The sequence below is a fragment of the Amycolatopsis sp. NPDC049253 genome (genome assembly GCF_040678995.1).
Classification (GTDB): domain Bacteria; phylum Actinomycetota; class Actinomycetes; order Mycobacteriales; family Pseudonocardiaceae; genus Amycolatopsis.
Genome location: NZ_JBFAQX010000001.1, coordinates 178,959 through 196,973, shown reverse-complemented (window position 1 = coordinate 196,973; position 18,015 = coordinate 178,959). Strand labels below are relative to the sequence as shown.

Annotated in this window: 14 protein-coding genes; 7 read left to right on the top strand and 7 right to left on the bottom strand. The window is 71.0% G+C overall.

Annotation, left to right across the window (positions count from 1 at the left end; translation table 11 throughout):
- Positions 1-54: 54 nt before the first annotated feature.
- Positions 55-1,200 carry a DegT/DnrJ/EryC1/StrS family aminotransferase gene (locus tag AB0K15_RS01005; protein WP_364043882.1) on the bottom strand — a complete coding sequence of 382 codons (1,146 nt, stop codon included), beginning with the start codon at positions 1,198-1,200 and terminating at the stop codon, positions 55-57.
- A gap of 132 nt (positions 1,201-1,332) precedes the next feature.
- On the opposite strand from AB0K15_RS01005, the gene AB0K15_RS01000 reads away from it, so the two are divergent.
- The 4 genes from AB0K15_RS01000 to AB0K15_RS00985 all read left to right on the top strand — a co-directional run bounded on the left by AB0K15_RS01000 (position 1,333) and on the right by AB0K15_RS00985 (position 9,250).
- On the top strand, positions 1,333-4,446 hold the full coding sequence (locus tag AB0K15_RS01000; protein ID WP_364043879.1) for a BTAD domain-containing putative transcriptional regulator: 3,114 nt from the start codon (positions 1,333-1,335) through the stop codon (positions 4,444-4,446).
- A gap of 102 nt (positions 4,447-4,548) precedes the next feature.
- Entirely contained in the window at positions 4,549-6,075 is a 1,527-nt protein-coding gene (locus AB0K15_RS00995) for an MFS transporter (protein WP_364043876.1), read from the top strand.
- A 137-nt stretch (positions 6,076-6,212) separates the two neighbouring features.
- Positions 6,213-7,397 carry an L-2-hydroxyglutarate oxidase gene (lhgO, locus tag AB0K15_RS00990; RefSeq protein WP_364043873.1) on the top strand — a complete coding sequence of 395 codons (1,185 nt, stop codon included), beginning with the start codon at positions 6,213-6,215 and terminating at the stop codon, positions 7,395-7,397.
- Positions 7,398-7,507: 110 nt separating this feature from the next.
- Positions 7,508-9,250, top strand: coding sequence for a hypothetical protein (locus AB0K15_RS00985; protein ID WP_364043870.1), 1,743 nt, complete (start codon positions 7,508-7,510; stop codon positions 9,248-9,250).
- A gap of 32 nt (positions 9,251-9,282) precedes the next feature.
- Here AB0K15_RS00985 and AB0K15_RS00980 read toward each other — a convergent pair whose 3' ends face one another.
- Both AB0K15_RS00980 and serS read right to left on the bottom strand, forming a co-directional pair.
- On the bottom strand, positions 9,283-10,290 hold the full coding sequence (locus tag AB0K15_RS00980; RefSeq protein WP_364043867.1) for a DUF3558 family protein: 1,008 nt from the start codon (positions 10,288-10,290) through the stop codon (positions 9,283-9,285).
- 115 nt (positions 10,291-10,405) lie between these two features.
- Complete coding sequence (serS, locus tag AB0K15_RS00975) at positions 10,406-11,674, bottom strand: serine--tRNA ligase (protein WP_364043864.1); 1,269 nt, start codon at positions 11,672-11,674, stop codon at positions 10,406-10,408.
- Positions 11,675-11,840: 166 nt separating this feature from the next.
- On the opposite strand from serS, the gene AB0K15_RS00970 reads away from it, so the two are divergent.
- The gene (locus AB0K15_RS00970; protein ID WP_364043861.1) at positions 11,841-13,133 is read left to right on the top strand and encodes an aspartate aminotransferase family protein; all 1,293 of its coding nucleotides are present in this window, start codon (positions 11,841-11,843) and stop codon (positions 13,131-13,133) included.
- Positions 13,134-13,255: 122 nt separating this feature from the next.
- On the opposite strand, the gene AB0K15_RS00965 is transcribed toward AB0K15_RS00970, so the two are convergent.
- The 4 genes from AB0K15_RS00965 to AB0K15_RS00950 are packed head-to-tail and all read right to left on the bottom strand — an operon-like array spanning position 13,256 to position 16,435.
- A complete protein-coding gene (locus AB0K15_RS00965; protein WP_364043858.1) occupies positions 13,256-14,161 on the bottom strand; it encodes a haloalkane dehalogenase in 906 nt (301 codons plus the stop codon).
- 38 nt (positions 14,162-14,199) lie between these two features.
- Positions 14,200-14,652: a DUF350 domain-containing protein gene (locus tag AB0K15_RS00960; RefSeq protein ID WP_364043855.1), complete on the bottom strand. Its 453-nt coding sequence runs from the start codon at positions 14,650-14,652 to the stop codon at positions 14,200-14,202.
- Between the two features lie 55 nt (positions 14,653-14,707).
- The gene (locus tag AB0K15_RS00955) at positions 14,708-15,874 is read right to left on the bottom strand and encodes a glutathionylspermidine synthase family protein (protein WP_364043852.1); all 1,167 of its coding nucleotides are present in this window, start codon (positions 15,872-15,874) and stop codon (positions 14,708-14,710) included.
- Positions 15,875-16,435 carry a hypothetical protein gene (locus tag AB0K15_RS00950; RefSeq protein ID WP_364045327.1) on the bottom strand — a complete coding sequence of 187 codons (561 nt, stop codon included), beginning with the start codon at positions 16,433-16,435 and terminating at the stop codon, positions 15,875-15,877.
- Between the two features lie 167 nt (positions 16,436-16,602).
- Between AB0K15_RS00950 and AB0K15_RS00945 the strand changes: the two genes are divergently transcribed.
- Both AB0K15_RS00945 and AB0K15_RS00940 read left to right on the top strand, forming a co-directional pair.
- A complete protein-coding gene (locus tag AB0K15_RS00945) occupies positions 16,603-17,607 on the top strand; it encodes a septum formation family protein (protein ID WP_364043849.1) in 1,005 nt (334 codons plus the stop codon).
- Position 17,608: 1 nt separating this feature from the next.
- Positions 17,609-17,959 (top strand): metallopeptidase family protein, encoded by a 351-nt coding sequence (locus tag AB0K15_RS00940; protein WP_364043846.1) that lies wholly within the window; start codon positions 17,609-17,611, stop codon positions 17,957-17,959.
- The last annotated feature ends 56 nt before the right edge of the window (positions 17,960-18,015 follow it).

The following is an 18,015-nucleotide window of genomic DNA, read 5'->3' as shown; positions in this document are numbered from 1 at the left end:
GGTCGCGGTCTCTCCTCGGTCGGCGGTGTCTTCGGCGGTCACGGTCTTCGGACTTCAGCTGACGGCGTTGACGGCTTCGCGCACGGTCGTCACCACGCGGTCCACCTCGGCTTCGGTCAGCTCCGCGTGCATCGGGATCGCCAGCTGCCGGCGGAACGCGTCAGCCGAGACGGGCAGTGCCTGCTGCTCGCCGTACACCGGCTGCAGGTGAGAAGCGTACGTCCCGAAGTTGCACTGCACGCCCTGCTCGCGGATGCGCAGCGCCAGCGCGTCACGGCTGACCTCGGGTGCGACGGTGAGCAGGTAGGCCTGCCACGGGTGCTCGCGGTCGGGCAGCTCGGCCGGCGCGGTCAGCGCATCGACATCCGCGAACGCCTCGTGGTAGCGCTTGGCGACCGCGCGACGGGCGGCGAGCAGGTCGGGCAGCCGGTCGAGCTGCACGCCCATGATGGCGGCCTGGATGTCCGACAGGCGGAAGTTCCAGCCCAGCTCGTGGAACTCGGGGATCGGCAGCGTGCCCGAGCCCTCGCGGCTGATGGCCGGCTCGATGCCGTAGGTGTGCATCTTGCGCGCGTGGGAGATGAGGTCTTCGCGGTTCGAGACGAGCGCGCCGCCCTCGCCCGCGGTGATGCCCTTGCGGCCGTGGAAGGAGAACGCGGCGAGGTCGGCGAGGCTGCCGGCCGGGCGCGTCTTGTAGGTGGCGCCGGCCGAGCAGGCGGCGTCCTCGAACAGCCACAGGCCGTGCTGGTCGGCGATGGCTCGGTACTCGTCGAAGTCACCGGGCAGACCGGCCACGTCCACGGCGAGGATGCCGACCGTGCGCGGCGTGACCAGGGCTTCGATGGCGGCCGGGTCGGCGCTGAAGGTGTCGGGCCGGATGTCGGCGAACACGGGTTTCGCGCCGGCCTGCAGCACGGCGTGGCCGGTGGCGGGGAACGTGTAGTCGCCGACGATGACCTCGTCGCCCGGCTGCACACCCAGCACCTTGAGGCCGAGGAACAGCGCGGCGCCGCAGCTGCTGGTGGTCAGGGCGTGCGTGGTGCCCGTGGCCTGCGCGAACCGCTCCTCGAAGCGGCGGCACGCGGGACCGGCGCCGGCGAGCCAGCCCGAGCGGAACACCTCGGCGACCGCCGCCAGCTCCTCCTCGCCGACCGTCGGCTTCCCGAGCAGCACCGGTCGGTCGGCCGGTTGTCCAGACATCCCCACTCCTTGTTCCTCACGCCACGAGACGTTGCGCAAGCTCGCTCCGAAGTGTAGATAGGCACTCCGCCGAGCCGGGCGTGGGGACGAAAGCTGCCGGTAACGGGCGCGCGGAGCGCCTAGTCTTGCCGCATGCGGATCGGGGTTCTGGGGGCGGTCACGGCGTGGGACGCGGCGGGTGAGCCCGTTGCCGTCGGGGGTCCCCGGGTGCGGGCGCTGCTGGCGCAGCTCGCGCTGGAGGCGGGCCGGTTCGTGCCGGCGGAGCGGCTGATCGACGGCCTGTACGGCGAGGAGCCGCCGGACGGTGCGGCCAACGCGCTGCAGTCACAGGTGTCGCGGCTGCGCAGCGCGTTGAAAACCGTGGCGCCGGTGGAGTTCACGGGCGCCGGTTACCGGCTCGTGGTGGAGCCCGACGAGGTCGACGTGCACCGCTTCGAGCGTCTGGCCGGCGACGGGCGGCGCGAGCTCGCGGCGGCCGACGCCACGCGCGCGAGCGACCTGCTCGGTGAAGCGCTGGCGTTGTGGCGCGGACCGGCGTTCGCCGACGTGACCGAAGCGCCCTTCGCGGCGACGCAGGCGACCCGTCTCGAAGAACTGCGTGCCGACGTGGCCGGAGATCGCGTCGACGCCGAGATCACGCTCGGTCGCGCGGCGGAGGTGCTCGACGAGCTGCGGGCGGCCGTCGTCGCCGCGCCCCTGCGCGAACGGTCGCGCACCCAGCTCGTGCGCGCGCTGCACGCGGCGGGCCGCTCGGCCGAGGCGCTGGCCGCCTTCGAGGACGCGCGGCGCACGCTGGCCGACGAGCTGGGCGCCGACCCCGGGCCCGAGCTGGCCGAGGCGCACCTGGCGGCACTGCGGAGTGAACCGGCCACCGCGTCTGCGCCGTTGCCCGCGCAGCTGACCAGCTTCGTCGGCCGAGACGGCGAGCTGCGGCAGGTCGGTGAGCTGCTGCGGCACGCGCGGCTGGTGACGTTGCTGGGTCCCGGCGGCACGGGCAAGACGCGGCTGGCCGTGGAGGTCGCGTCGGCTCATGCCGCGCCGGCGGCGTTCGTGGAGCTGGCGCCGCACGTCGCCGACGACGTCGGGCAGGCCGTGCTCAGCGCGTTGGGGCTGCGCGAAGGCGCTTCGCCGCTGCGGGGTTCGGGCGTGCAGGACCCGGTCGAACGGCTGGTGTCGGCGTTGCGCGACCAATCGACGTTGCTGGTGCTGGACAACTGCGAGCACGTGGTCGACGCGGCCGCGCGGCTGCTCGCGCGCCTGCTGCCCGCGTGTCCCGGCCTGCGCGTGCTCGCGACGAGCCGGGAGCCGCTGGGCATCACTGGTGAGCAGCTCGCGCCCGTGCCGCGGCTCGCGGTGCCGCCGCCGGGCACGCCCGCGGCCGAGGCACTGGGGTTCCCGGCCGTGCGGTTGTTCGCCGACCGCGCGGCCGCGAGCGACCCGGCGTTCCGCGTGGACGACGACACGATCGGCGACGTCCAGCACATCTGCGCCGCGCTCGACGGCCTGCCGCTCGCGCTGGAGCTGGCGGCGGCGCGCGTGCGCACGCTGCCCGTCGGCGAGATCGCCGCCCGGCTGGACAACCGGTTCCACCTGCTCGCGCGCGGCAGCCGCACGGCGGAGACGCGGCACCGGTCGCTGCGCGGTGTCGTGGAGTGGAGCTGGGAGCTGCTGGACGACGACGAACGCCGGCTCGCGCGGCGGCTCACGGTGTTCTCCGGCGGGGCGACGCTGGGTCTCGCCGAGCAGGTGTGCGAGGTGCCGGACACCGTCGACCTGTTGCCGGGTCTGGCGGACAAGTCGCTGGTCGAGACCACGGGCGACCGCTACCGCATGCTGGAGACGATCCGCGCGTTCTGCGCCGAGAAGCTCGCGGGCGCGGGCGAAACGGCGCGGTTCGAGGCCGCGCACGCTTCGGCCTTCCTTCAGCTGGCCGAGGAAGCTGACCCGTTGCTGCGCACCGCCGACCAGCTTCGGTGGCTCGACCGGCTCGACGCCGAGTACGACAACCTCGTCGCCGCGCTGCGCTGGTCGACGGACGCGGACCTGCCCACGGCGTTGCGGCTGACGGCCGCGCTGGCCACGTACTGGTGGATGCGCGGCCGGCGCTACGAGGGCGCGATGCTGTCGCTGGAAGTCGTGAAACGCTGCGGCCCGGTTGCTCCCGAGGGGTACGAGGAGCAGTTCCTGATGTGCGTGCTCAATGCGATGTCCGGCGCCCCGGGCCACGACGCGACGCTGCCGTACCAGTCCACAGTGGAGCATTACGCGCAAGACATATCTTGGGCGCCAAGGCATCCGACACTGAGCCTGCTGCTGGGCGTGGTGATCGGCCCGCCCGCCGACGAGGCGACGCTCTTCACCCGCAGCACCATCATGGCCGGCAGCGACCCGTGGAGCAGCGCGCTCGTCCCCATGGGCACGGGCCTGCGCGCGATGCTCACCGGCGACCTCGACGAGGCCGAGAAGAAGCTGCGCGAAGGCGAGTCCCGCTATCGCGCCCTCGGCGAGCGCTGGGGCCTGTCGATGTCGCTCGACCACCTGTCGCAGCTGCTCACGTGGCGCGGCCGCAGGGACGAGGCCATGGCCGCGATGACCGAGTCCATGGACCTCATGCAGCAACTCGGTGCGGCCGACGACTACGCCGACCTGCTCTGCCGCCGCGCCGACAGCCGCGCCCTCCGCGGCGACGTCGCGGGCGCGCGCGAGGACTATTCGAAGGTGATCGCGCTGGCCCGTCGCTCGGGGATGCCGGAGACGCGCGCTTCCGGTTACGTCGGACTGGCGGCGTTGGCGCGCCGGGACGGGGACCTGGCGGGGGCGCGTTCACTGGCCGAACGCGCGTTGGCGGAGTGCACCAGCGGATCCTTCTCGGTCGCCGCGGTCCGCGGGGCGGCGACGATCGCGCTGGGCTGGGTTTCCGTCGCCGCCGGCCACGCTTCGGAAGCCCGCGCGCTCATGCGCGAAGCCGTGGCGGCGGCGCACCAGTGGCAGGACAGAACCGTGCTGGCCTCGGCCCTGGAGTGCGTCGCGGGCGCCGCACTGCTGGAGGACCACGCCGAGGAAGCCGCCATGCTGCTCGGCGCCGCCGTCGCCGCGCGCGGCACGGAGGTCGCGGGCCAGCCGGACGTCGCCGAAGTGGCCGACCGCGCCCGCGCCCTGCTGGGCCCGGGCTACGACGGGTACTACGCCAGTGGGCGGGAGCTGACGGTGCAGAAGGCCCTGACGGCGGCGGGGATCGCTCCGTAGACCGTCGCTGACCCGCACTGTCAGCCGTGGTGCGTCGTTCGTGCGCGGGTCGTCAGCGGGGCCCGGCAGCGTGCGGGCCAGGAGCGAACCACGGAGGCCCAAATGACCATCACCGCAGCGTCCACCCCGCCCGGAACACTGACGCCGGCGCGCAAAGCCGCCATCATCGGCGTCTGCGTGCTGGTGCAGATCCTCACGGCCGTCGACCTGACGGTGCTCCACCTGGCCATCCCGGCGTTGTCCGAGTCGCTGCAGCCGACGACCACGCAGGCGCTCTGGATCGCCGACGGGTACGGGTTCGCGCTGGCCGGGCTGCTCATCACCGCGGGCAACACCGGCGACCGCATCGGGCGGAAGAAGCTGTTGCTCGCCGGGGCGGCGGTGTTCGGACTGGTCTCGGTGGCCACGGCGTACGCGCCGAGTGCGGAGCTGCTCATCGTGCTGCGGATCCTGCTCGGGGCGAGCGCGGCGACGCTCATGCCGTCGACGCTGTCGATCCTGCGCAACACCTTCACCGGCAAGGAGCGCACGGCGGCGATCGGCGTGTCGAGCGGGCTGACGATCCTCGGGTTCGGCCTCGGCCCGCTCATCGGCGGCGCACTGCTGACCCACTTCTGGTGGGGTTCGGTGTTCCTGATCAACGTGCCCGTGGTCGTCGCGCTGATCGCGGTCGGCATCTTCGTGCTGCCGGAATCGCGCAACCCCACGCCAGGGCGGCTGGACGGCCTCAGTGTCGCGCTGTCGCTCGTGGGCATTCTCGGCGTGGTTTACACCATCAAAGAGATCGCGTACGAGGGCCTGAACCACTGGGACGTCTACGGAGCGGCGATCCTCGGCGTGGGCAGCCTGCTCGCGTTCGTGCTGCGCCAGCCGCGGCTGGCCGAGCCGCTGATGGACCTGCGGCTGTTCCGCAACCGCGCGTTCACCGCGACGGTCGTGACCACCGTGCTCGCCATGTTCGCGCAGCTGGCCGTGAGCGTGATCTCCACGCAGTACTTCCAGCTCGTCAACGGGTGGTCGCCCCTGAAATCGGGGCTGGCGGGCCTGCCGGGCATGGGCGGCGCCCTGATCGGCGGCACGCTCGGCGCCGTGCTGATCAAGGCGCTCGGCCGCGCCGGCACGGTCACGCTCGGCTGCCTGTCCTCGGCGATCGGGTTCGGGCTCTACAGCCGGACGGACGTGGGCACGGCGTATGCGTACCTCGTGGTGACGATGGTGGTCTTCGGCATCGGTCTCGCGCTGATCCTCACCGTCGCGACGGACACCGTGCTCGGTGTGGTCCCCCGGCACCGCGCCGGCGCCGCGTCGGCCATCTCCGAGACGGCCACGGAGCTCGGCGGCGCGCTGGGCATCGCGGTGCTCGGCAGCGTGCTCGGCTCGCTCTACCGCCAGGGCCTGCCCGCGGACATCCCGGAGCCGGCGCGCGAGACGCTGGCCGGCGCCGCGCAGGTGTCCGCGCAGCTCCCGGCCGGTCCCGGAGCGCAGCTCCTGCACACCGCGCAGCACGCGTTCATCGGCGGCCTGCAGGTGACGATGCTGGGCGCCGCGGGCCTGATGGTGCTGGTAGCGGGCGTGGCGTGGTTCGCACTGCGGGGAGTGCCGAAGGTGCTCGAAGATCCCGCGGAGTGACCAGGCCCCGGTCCGAGGTGGGCGGAGGTCCACTTCGGACCGGACTTCGTCAACGGGTCACCTGATCCGTGAAAAACCGCACTTCAGACCACTTGGGTCTACGCAACCGACGCCCAGGTCGCGTAGCCTTTCCGTCCGTGCGCAACGTGGTGGTGATAGGTGGCGGAATCGTCGGCCTGGCCGTGGCCTGGGAGCTTTCCCAGCGGGGGCAGGACGTCACGGTGCTCGAGAAGGAGAGCCGCTGGGCGGCGCACCAGACGGGGCACAACTCCAACGTGGTCCACGCCGGCCTCTACTACAAGCCGGGCTCGTTCAAGGCGCGGATGTCCGTGGCCGGCAACCGGTCCATTGTGGACTTCGCGCGGCAGTACGGTGTGCCCGTGGAGGTGTGCGGGAAGCTCGTGGTGGCCACGAGCGACTCGGAGCTGCCGGCCCTGAATACCCTCGCCGAGCGCGCCGAGGCCAACGGCGTGCCGGCCAAGAAGGTCAGCCCCGCCGAGGCGCGTGAGTACGAGCCCGAGGTGGCGTGCGTCGGCGCGCTGCGCGTGGAGTCCACGGGCATCATCGACTTCCCGGCCGTCTGCGCCGCGCTCGTGCGCCTGCTCGACGAGGCCGACGCGGACCTGCGGCTCGACACCGAGGTCCTCGGCATCCGCCCCGGCGCCCACGGTGGTGTGGAGGTCGCCACCGGCTCGGAGGTCATCCACGCCGACGCGCTCGTGAACTGCGCCGGACTGCAGTCCGACCGCGTGGCCGAGCTCGCCGGCGTCACCCCGAGCGCGCGCATCGTGCCCTTCCGCGGCGAGTACTACGAGCTCAAGCCCGAGCGCCGCCACCTCGTGCGCGGCCTCATCTACCCCGTGCCCGACCCGACGCTGCCGTTCCTGGGCGTGCACCTCACCCGGATGCTCGACGGCAGCGTGCACGCCGGCCCCAACGCCGTGCTCGCGCTGCGCCGCGAGGGCTACCGCTGGGCCGACGTGTCGGTGAAGGACCTCGCCGACGTCGCCCGCTTCCCGGGCGCGTGGCGACTGGCGCGCAAGTACGCGTACCCGACCGGGCTGGAAGAGGTGCTGCGCTCGTTCTCGAAGAAGCGCTTCGCCGCGAGCCTCGCCCGGCTGGTGCCCGCGGTGACGGAGGACGACATCGTCCGCCACGGCTCCGGCGTGCGCGCCCAGGCGCTGCGCCCGGACGGCTCGCTCGTGGACGACTTCCTCATCGAGACCGCTCGCGACCAGGTCCACGTGCTCAACGCCCCGAGCCCCGCGGCGACGAGCGCACTGGAGATCGCGAAGCACATCGCCGACCAGGTAGCCGCGTAACCAGCGCAAACGCGGGCGCGGAAAGTTTTTGAGATTTCCGTGAACCGTCCGGCCCTCTCGTTCCGTGTGTTGGCCGCACGCGGAAGATCACGCTGGAGGTCCCGGAAGCCATGACCCACAACGCCTCGCACTTCGGCGAGCCGGCCACGACGTTCCTGAAGCCGAACAGCGGCCAGGGCCCGGCGGACCTGGGCCGCGTGGTTCAGGCGGTTGCCCGCCCCGGTGCGGCCCGGCCGTTGCGGGTCGACGTGGCCGGCGGTGGCCCGGTCGGGCTGATCTTCGCGTGCACGTTGCGCTCGATGCTGGGCGACAAGGTCAAGATCCGCGTGTTCGACCGCCGCTGGATGCGGCGCGACGGCCGGATCGCCTGGCAGGGCACGGCGGAGGGCAACAACCGCCGCGAGCAGGTCGTCACGCTGCAGAGCAACGTGTGGGGCCAGCTGCCGATGCTCGTGCGGCGCCGCCTGTTCACCGCCGGCAACTACTCGGAGATGTGGCCGCTCGGCCCCGACTCTCCCACGCACCGCGGCCGCCCGCGCAACATCAAGGTCCGCTGGATCGAAGACTGCCTGCTGGAGATGGCGCAGGACTTCTACGGCATCGAGCTCATCCCCGAGCCGTACGCGCAGCCTAAGTCCTGGGACGGCCTCGACGTGCTCGCCGTCTGCGACGGCGCCCGCTCGAAGACGCGGGAGGACCTCAAGGAGGCGTTCGGCCCGTCGAGCCGCGACCTCTACTCCGTGGGCGGGCAGCCGCTCGACGAGACCGTGCTCGGCATCCGCATCAAGGGGAAGGTGCCCGACGAGCACACCGTGCCGCTCACCGTGTGCCAGAACCGATTCCTGTTCAACTCCCTCGGCGGCGGCTTCATCAACATGCGCCTCACCGCCGAGGAGGCCTCGGAAGTACTGGCGTACGGCGAAAACGGCCCCGTGCCGTGCATCGGCAAGTTCGGCTGCACCATGCGCCCGGACGGCGACAAGTTCGTGTGCGACCGCCACCGCTCGGTGTTCAAGCCGTCGGTGGACAAGCTGTCGTTCCTGTGGCCGCGCATCGCCGACGGCGTCAAGTTCTTCGGTGCGACGATGGCCGACATCGTGGGCATCACGTCGTTCAAGCTGGGCATGCAGCAGAACCCGAAGTTCACCGCGCAGATCGCGCCGTCCACGTACGCGTTCCTGCTCGGCGACGCCGCCAACTCACTGCACTTCTGGCCGGGCCGCGGCCTCAACACCGGCGTGAAGAGTGTGCAGTCGCTCGCCGCGAACCTCGCGTCCCGCTGGGCCGGGCGGGCGTTCCGCGCCGCCGACTTCGCGCCGCACGAGGGCCTGATGCAGCAGCTGCAGTACCGCGAGAAGTCGCGTGCCTGGACGACGATGCTGATCCCCGACGAGAACGGCCTGCCGCGCGGCATCGAGGACCGCATCCGCGCCGGCCTCACCAGCAAGGAAGACCGCCAGGTCCTGGCCGACACGCTGTACAAGCGGCTGCTGGCCGTGAAGTCCCGGCTGGAGGGCCGCATGGGCGCGCTGGCCGACGACGCTTGGTACCGCGCGCGCATCAACTCGCTCGACGTGAAGACGCTGGGCGTGATGGTCGAGTCGGGCGCCTGGATCACCCGCGAGATCGGCGGCGACGAGGTGGCGGTGAACATCGAGGTGGCGCCCGCCGACACCAACGTCTCGGAGCCGACGCGCCGCGCGCTGTCGCCCCAGCGCCCGGTCCGCCCCGCGTCGCGCAACATCCCCGCGTCGCGCAACATCCCCGCGTCGCGCAACATCCCCGCGTCGCGCGACATTCCGGTGGCGCGCACCGCCCCGGCCGGGCCGCGCCGTCCCGCCGGCGTGTCCTGACGCGACAGTCCATTCACGACTGCCGAGACCCGTCAGGCGGGGAGGTTCCCCGACACCAGGGGAACTCCCGCCTTGACGGCGTCGCAGGACTTCGAGGGGTCGTCGAGGTAACCGGAGACGATCTGGATCGACGAGGTCGGCGTGACGGCCAGGCCGGCGCCGCAGTTGACGCCGCCGGAGTCGTTGAAGTTGCCGAAGATCGACCAGTGGTGACCGTTGGCGTCGATGGTCGAGATCGGCGGCACGTCCATGCCGGGCCACTGCGTCATCGGCAGGTCGGGGCCGAGCCAGACCTCGAAGGCCTTCTGGCCGCGGTCGCCGTCGGTGTCGTCCCACAGGCAGAACACCGCGTTGGGCACGACGCTGGAGGTCTGCTTCTCGCCCTGCGGCGCCACGTGCAGCGACGCGGCCTGCTCGGGCTTCAGCAGCGAGCACGGGTCCAGCCCCACGAGCGGCCCGCTCGGGGGCGCCGCACTGCTCGGGGCCGTCGGCGTGATCCGCGGCGCGGGCTGCCCGCCCGGCAGGTGCGCGGCGACCTGCGGGACCGCCTGCTTCGCCGCGTCGCACGCCTTGGTCTCGTCCGGTTCGGACACGCTCACGAACGCGTAGGACTTGGGGCCGAGCGTGGTGTAGAGGTCGCAGCTGCCGGGGATGAAGGAGCCGTAGCGCGTCCACTGGAACCCGCCTGACTCGAAGGGCGGAGCCTTCACCACGGCGCCCTGCAGGTAGTCGTCCAGGGGCTGGTCCACCGACCAGCCGACGGTGAGGATGGTCAGCGCCGCGCTGTCGTCCTTGCTGTTCCACAGGCACATCGCGGGCGTGCGCAGCTTCTCGCTCGCCGCCTGCCCCTTGCCGGGCGCGCGATACCCGAGCGCGTCGGCCTGCTGCTGGTCGACCAGCGAACACGCGTCCACGACCTGCTGCACGGGCCCCTGCCCGGGCACCGGCTCCGCGACGCCCCCGACCCGCACCGTGCACCCGGCCACCACCACGGCCACGCCGGCCACGGCCGCGGCCGCCCGGACACCCCTGAACCCCATCGGCGTTTCCTCCTCGCGCCCGAACCCTAGCGGGCGCACCGGGCTCGCACCGGGTGTCCGCGGAAACGACGACGGCCGGGACCCCGCAGGGCCCCGGCCGTGCACAACACGCCGATCAGCGCTTCTTCGGCTCCAGCACCTCGCGCCCGCCGACGAAGGGACGCAGGGCTTCGGGCACGCGCACCGAGCCGTCGGCCTGCTGGTGGTTCTCCATGATCGCGACGATCCAGCGCGTGGTGGCCAGCGTCCCGTTGAGGGTGGCCGCGATCTGGGGCTTGCCGTTGTCGTCGCGGTAGCGCACGGACAGGCGGCGGGCCTGGAACGTGGTGCAGTTGGACGTGGACGTCAGCTCGCGATAGGTCTCCTGCGTGGGCACCCAGGCCTCGCAGTCGAACTTGCGGTGGGCGGACGTGCCGAGGTCGCCCGTGGCCGTGTCGATGACGCGGTAGGGCACCTCGATCTTGGCGAGCATCTGTTCTTCCCAGCCGAGCAGGCGCTGGTGCTCGGCCTCGGCCTCGGCGGGCGTCGTGTAGACGAACATCTCGACCTTGTCGAACTGGTGCACGCGGATGATGCCGCGGGTGTCCTTGCCGTACGAGCCGGCCTCGCGGCGGTAGCACGACGACCACCCGGCGTAGCGGCGCGCGCCGTCGCCGAGCTCGAGGATCTCGTCGGCGTGGAAGCCCGCCAGCGGGACCTCCGAGGTGCCCACCAGGTACAGGTCGTCGTCGCGCAGGCGGTAGACCTCCGACGCGTGGGCGCCGAGGAAACCGGTGCCGGCCATGATCTCCGGGCGCACGAGCGAGGGCGTGATCATCGGCGTGAAGCCGTTCTCCAGCGCCTGCGCGATGGCCATGTTGAGCAGCCCGAGCTGCAGCTGCGCGCCGACGCCGCTGAGGAAGTAGAACCGCGAGCCCGACACCTTCGCGCCGCGCTCCATGTCGACGGCGCCGAGGCCCTCCATGAGGTCCAGGTGGTCGCGCGGCTCGAAGTCGAACTTCGTGGGTTCGCCGACGGTCTTGAGCACGGTGAAGTCGTCTTCCCCGCCGACGGGCGCGTCGGGGTGCACCAGGTTCGGCACGGTGCGGAAGAGCTGGTCGAACTCCTCCGACGCCTCCGTCTGCTCGACCTCGGCGGCCTTGACCTGCGCGGACAGGTCCTTGGCGCGCGCGAGCAGCTCGGCCTTCTCCTCGGGGGCGGCCTTCGGGACGAGCTTGCTCACGGACTTCTGCTCGGCCCGCAGCTTGTCGGCGTTGGCGATCGCGGAGCGGCGGCGGGAGTCGAAGCCGAGCAGCTTGTCGACCACTCCTTCGTCCTCACCACGGGCACGCTGCGACGCGCGCACGGCTTCCGGGTCTTCGCGCAGAGTCCTGGGGTCAATCACGGGAGAAAGGGTAGTCGCAGGCCAGCAGGTCCCTCGACGCGGTTTGCCCTTCGCCGTCCACGGACAAACTGTGCGGCCCTCGTCCGAGGACGGTGCAGTCTGATCGTTGTCGCCCGTTTCCGGCGCTGCCCATACTCCGAAGAGGCCGAGACGGATGGAGAACGACATGACCGACGAGCTGCTCGCCCGGCACCGAGCGGTGTTGCCGTCCTGGATGGCGCTGTTCTACGACGAGCCGATCGAGATCGTCCACGCGCAGGACCGGCGCGTCACCGACTCCACCGGCCGCACCTACCTCGACTTCTTCGCCGGCGTGCTCACCAACTCCATGGGCTACGACGTCGCCGAGATCAGCGACGCCGTGCGCAAGCAGCTCGACACCGGCGTGCTGCACACGTCCACGCTGTACCTGATCCGTTCGCAGGTGGAGCTCGCCGAGCGGATCGCCGCGCTGTCCGGCATCCCGGACGCGAAGGTCTTTTTCACCAACTCCGGCAGCGAGGCCAACGACACCGCCCTGATGCTCGCCACGCAGTACCGCGGCAGCAACCAGGTCCTCGCGATGCGCAACTCCTACCACGGCCGTTCCTTCGGCACGATCGCCATCACGGGCAACCGCGGGTGGTCCGCTTCGTCGCTTTCGCCGGTGAAGGTCAACTACGTGCACGGCGGCTACCGCTACCGCAGCCCGTTCCGCGACCTGTCGGACGCGGCCTACATCGACGCCTGCGTGGCCGACCTCGTCGACATCCTCGAAACCGCCACCTCCGGCGATGTCGCCTGCCTGGTCGCCGAGCCGATCCAGGGCGTCGGCGGCTTCTCGCTGCCGCCGGACGGCCTGTTCAAGGCCATGAAGGAGGTGCTGGATTCCTACGGGATCCTGTTCGTCTCCGACGAGGTCCAGACCGGCTGGGGTCGCACGGGCTCGCACTTCTGGGGCATCCAGTCCCACGACGTCGTGCCCGACCTGATGACCTTCGCGAAGGGCTTGGGCAACGGCCTGGCCATCGGCGGCGTCGTCGGCCGCGGCGACGTGGTGGACGCCATCAACGCCCAGTCCATCTCGACGTTCGGCGGCAACCCCGTCGCCATGGCCGGCGCGACGGCAGTGCTGGACTACATCAAGGACCACGACCTGCAGGCCAACTGCGCGGCCCGGGGTTCCCAGCTGCTGTCCGGCCTGCGGGCCGTTTCGAACCCGCTGATCGGCGAGGTCCGTGGCAAGGGCCTGATGGTCGGCATCGAACTCGTCCAGCCGGGCACCACGACGCCACACCCGGCGGCCGCCAAGCAGATGCTGGAGGAAACCCGCGCCCGCGGCCTCCTCATCGGCAAGGGCGGGCTGCACAACAACGTCCTCCGCCTGGGCCCGCCGATGACCCTGACGGAAGCCGAGGCACAGGAAGGCCTGGACATCCTGGTGGACGCGCTGGCGGCCACGCACGCCGCACTTTCCTGACCCACGGGCTGTGGACAAGCGGGCAGGCTGTGGACAACCTGCCCGCTTTCCCACCCTCGGCAGCGGAACCCGTCGTCCCTCGCCGGTAGCGTGGAAAACGGGGACTGCTCTCAGCGCCCGGCTCAGCCGCGGACGAAGCGCGCGACCTGTTCCGCCAGTTCCTCACCCGCGTCTTCCTGCAGGAAGTGCCCCGCACCCGCGATCACCGGGTGTGTGCGGCCGGCCGCACCCGGCATGGTGCGCTGCAGGATCGGTCCCATCGCGCCCGTGATCGGGTCGCCGTCGGAGAAGGCGACGAGGAACGGCAAGTCCAGCGAGGACAACGTCTTCCACGCCGCCCGGTTGGCGTCCGAAGCCGGGTTGTCCGGCCGGTACGGCACCAGGCCGGGCATGGCCCGCGGCCCGGCCTTGTACATCTCGTTCGGGAACGGCGCGTCATAAGCCGCGCGCACCGAATCGGACAACACAGAACGGCACCCCGACTGGATGAATCGCCCGATGTCCAGCACCTGCGCGTTCTCCACCGCCGAACGGAACTGATGCCACACCTCAGGCATGTCCTGATCACCCGTCGGCAGCCCGGTGTTCGCCGCGACGACCCCGGCGAACCGCGAAGGGTTCTCCGCCACCAGCCGCAGCCCGATCAGCCCGCCCCAGTCCTGGCCGACCAAGGTCACGTCGCGCAAGTCCAACGCGTCGAAGGCGAACCCCCGCATCCACGCCACGTGGCGCGCATACGTGTGGTCCACGATGTCGCCCGGCTTGTCCGACCGCCCGAACCCGACGAGGTCGGGCGCGATCGCACGCAGGCCCGCGGCAGCGAGAACCGGCAGCATCTTGCGGTACAGGTACGACCAGCTGGGCTCGCCGTGCAGGAGCAGCACGGGTGGGCCGTCGGCCGGGCCGGCCTCGACGTACCCGACTCTGATCAGGCCGCCGTCGGGGTCGGCGAGCTCCGTGTACTGCGGCTCGTAGGGGAACTCGGGCAGGTCAGCGAACCGGTCTTCCGGCGTCCTGAGCAGTCGCACGGTTCCACGCTAGTGGGAACCGGACCGCAAAGCAGCACTCAGGAAATACCGACCGCCACGACGAGGCCCAGCGCGAGGTGCGCCGCGGCGACGACGATGCTCGCCGGCGCGAACTTCTCGCTCTCGATCGTGGAGCCGACGTCGATGCGGGTGGCCCACTCGAGCAACCGCACGGCGATCACCTGCACGATGATGCCGAGCAGGCCGTAGACCAGCGACGTGATCAGGCCTTCGGTGAGGTCGCTCGCCGAGTTGAAGATCGCGACGACCACGATGAACGCCATCGACAGCAGCCCGGACGCGGTCACGATCACCGCGTTGGGCAGCCCGCGGTGCACCAGCTGCGAGAGCTTGCCCGGGGTCGTCCAGTCGATCGCCCAGAAGCCGGCGAACATCAGCAGCAGGCCGACGACGCCGTACAACAGGATCGCGCCGATCCCTCGCAGGAGGTCGGAGCCGAACGTGTCGGACAGCGCAAGGGTCGTGGTCACAGGGGTCTCCCAGAGCGATCAGAGCGAACCGTGCAGATCAGGCGGGGAGGTTGTATCACGACTCGGGGATGCGGTGCGGGACGAACGCGGCACCGTCGTCGGTGACCAGCCCGCTCGTCTCGCGGATGCCCAGCCCCGCGGACGAGTCGCCGACAATCCACGCGCCGAGCGCCGGCCGGTAGCCGTCGAACTCGGGCAGCGGGTCGAAGGCCTGGTAGACGTAGCCTTCGGCGCCGTAGACGCCGTCGGTCTGCGTCTCGTAACCGGTGGCCACGATCTGCACGTTCGCGCCCTCGCGGCCCAGTTTCGGCTTGCGCACGTACTCCGTGAGCAGGCCAGGGTCGTCGGTGAACGCGGGCAGCAGGTTCGGGTGCCCGGGGTAGTTCTCCCACAGCACGGCCAGCAGTGCCTTGTTCGAGAGCAGCATCTTCCACAGCGGCTCGACCCACAGGGTGCGCGGCATCGTCTCCACGGCGAAGCGGCCGAACTCCTCGTCGACCACCCACTCCCACGGGTAGAGCTTCACGACCGTGGACATCTGCGCTTCTTCGAGGTCCACGAACCGCTTGAGCACCGGGTCCCAGCCGATCTCCTCGATCGAGAGCCCCACGGTGTCGAGCCCGGCCTCGGCGGCCGTCTCCTGCAGGTACGCGGTGGTCACGTGGTCCTCACCGGAAGGATCGGCCGAGGACCAGGTGAAGTGCAGCTCGTTGGACGGCAGCTTGTCGCCGATCTCGCGCCAGCGCTCGACAAGCTTCTCGTGGATGGAGTTCCACTGGTCGTCGTTCTCGAAGACGGTCGTCTTCCAGTGCCACTGCAGCACCGACGCCTCGAGCAGCGTGGTGGGCGTGTCCGCGTTGTACTCCAGCAGCTTGGCCGGCGACTTGCCGTCGTAGCGCAGGTCGAAGCGCCCGTAGACGTGCGGGTCCTGCCGCTTCCACGACTCGGCGATGTGCGGCCAGACCCACTCCGGGATGCCGAAGCGCCGATAGCCCTCGGTGGTCACGACGTTGTCCACGGCCTCCAGGCACATCGAGTGCAGCAGCTCGACGTCGGCTTCGAGCGACAGGACCTCGTCCATGTCGAAGACGTAGTGCACCGACTCGTCCCAGTACGGGCGCGCCTTGCCGGCGCCGTCGCGCGCCGGGGTGCCGTAGACGAGGCCCTGCTCCTCGACGATCCGCTGCCAGTCGCGCCTCGGCTCGGACCTGTCCCGATACACCTACGAGCCCCCGCTCTTGCCGGTGCCGCCCGTGCCGCCGGACGTGCCCGTCTTGCCACTGATGCCGAAACCACCGCGTTGCACCGTTTTGCCCGACTTCGTCGAGACGTTCGTGTTCCCCGACGGCGCGGTGAAGGTGCCGCCGGCAACGCGCTGGCCGATGGTGCCGGTGCCGCCGTAGTTGTAGCGGTAGCTGTTGAAGCCGCCGCCCACGAGCGGGATGATCCAGAAGCCGCCGCTCTGGTATCCGCCGTGCGAAGTGGCGTAGCTCTCGTCGCAGAACTCGTCGTTCTGGATCACGCCGCTGGCGTCCGTGCACACGGCGGTCTCGTTGGTCGGCTTGGCGACCGTGTAGAACGTCGCGACCAGGCCGGCCAGGCCGACGGTGACACCGCTGCCGATGAGGATCTTGCGCTTGGTAGCGGCCTTCTGGTCGGCCTTGCGCGCGGCCTCGGCGGCTTCGGCCTCCTGGCGTTCCTGGTCGGCGATCGCCTGCCGGCGGGCCCGCTGCTCGGCGAGCGAGGGCTCCTTCGGCGTCGTGCTCTCGTCCTGGAACCGCATCGATCCGCGCGGAGTCGGCTCCGTTGGCGGCTCTTGGGGTGGCTGGGCCCCGTTGCTGTCGTCCTGCGTCATCTGCGCTCCGTAATCCCCCGGCACCGCGAAGTCTCTTCCCACACTAACGACCCGGGACGCGCACGGCTCGCGCGGCGCGGGCATCATGGGTATCGATGTCTTCCGACGCCGAGCGGTTCCACTCGCCACTGCAGACCCTGACCACCCGCGTGGTGATGGCCGGGGTGTTCCTGGGTGCCGTGATCGCACTGGGGCTGTCCGTCGCGTTCTCGTGGACGGACTCGTTCGCGGGTGGGGCCGGTGGCGGCGAGGGCAAGCTGTCGGCCGCGGCGCAGGAAGCGTTCCAGTCGCCCCCGGGCAGCTGCCTGACCTGGAGCGCGCCGGACGCGTCCGACGTGCGCAAGGTCCCCTGCACCCAGTCGCACCTGTTCGAGGTGACGGGCCTGGCCGACGTCGGCGCGCAGTACAACGCCGAGGCGCCGTTCCCCAACCTCGACCAGTGGCAGCAGATCGCGCAGACGAAGTGCAACGCCGACGTCACGCCGTACCTCGGGCACCCGCTCGACCCGTACGGCAAGCTCACCACCAACCTGCTGCGCCCCAGCCCCGACGAGTGGGCCGACGGCGACCGCCAGCTCCGCTGCGGCCTCCAGTGGGCCGGCCCCGGTGGTGGCCTGCAGCCCACCACCGGCCCGGCGAAGACGCAGGACCAGTCGGCCGTGTGGGCGCCCGGCACCTGCCTGGCACTGGTCGGCAAGGGCGTCGGCGACCCGATCGACTGCAGCCGCCCCCACTCGTACGAGATCATCGCGACGCTCGACCTGGCCACGCAGTTCAAGGACGGCTACCCGGCCCAGGACAAGCAGGACAAGTGGCTCGACACCGAGTGCCACAAGGCCGCCGACGACTACACCGGCAAGGCCGACCTCAGCGCCAAGAAGCTCATCCTCGGCTGGGACCTGCGTGAGCAGGAAAGCTGGGACGCCGGCTCCACCAAGGTCAACTGCAAGGTCGCCGCCACCCTCAGCGACGGCAGCGGCTTCGTCGCGGTCACCGGCAGCGTCAAGGACAACGCCGGCCAGCCCGACGCCGGCGGCCCGCCCTCGGACAACGGCGGCGGCCAGAGCAGCTCCCCGCCCAGCACCACCGGGTCCCGCTGACATGCCGGTGGAGATGACCCGCGCTCGCTTCGAGGAGCTCGTGTCCGAGGCTTTGGACCAGGTCCCACCCAAGTTCGCCGACGCGATGGACAACGTCGTCGTCCTCGTCGAAGAGTTCAACGACGAGTCCCCCACCATCCTGGGCCTCTACCACGGCGTCGCCCTCACCCGCCGTACCACCGACTACGGCGGCGTCCTGCCCGACCGCATCTCGATCTACCGCCGCCCGATCCTGTGGATGTGCTCCTCGGAGGCCGAGGTCGTCGAACAGGTCCTCATCACCGTCATGCACGAACTCGGCCACCACTTCGGCCTCGACGACGATCGCCTCCACGAGCTGGGCTGGGGCTGAGCTCCGCGCCGTCACAGCGCGGCCGCGCCAGATGACGAATCAGCTTCAACACCCGA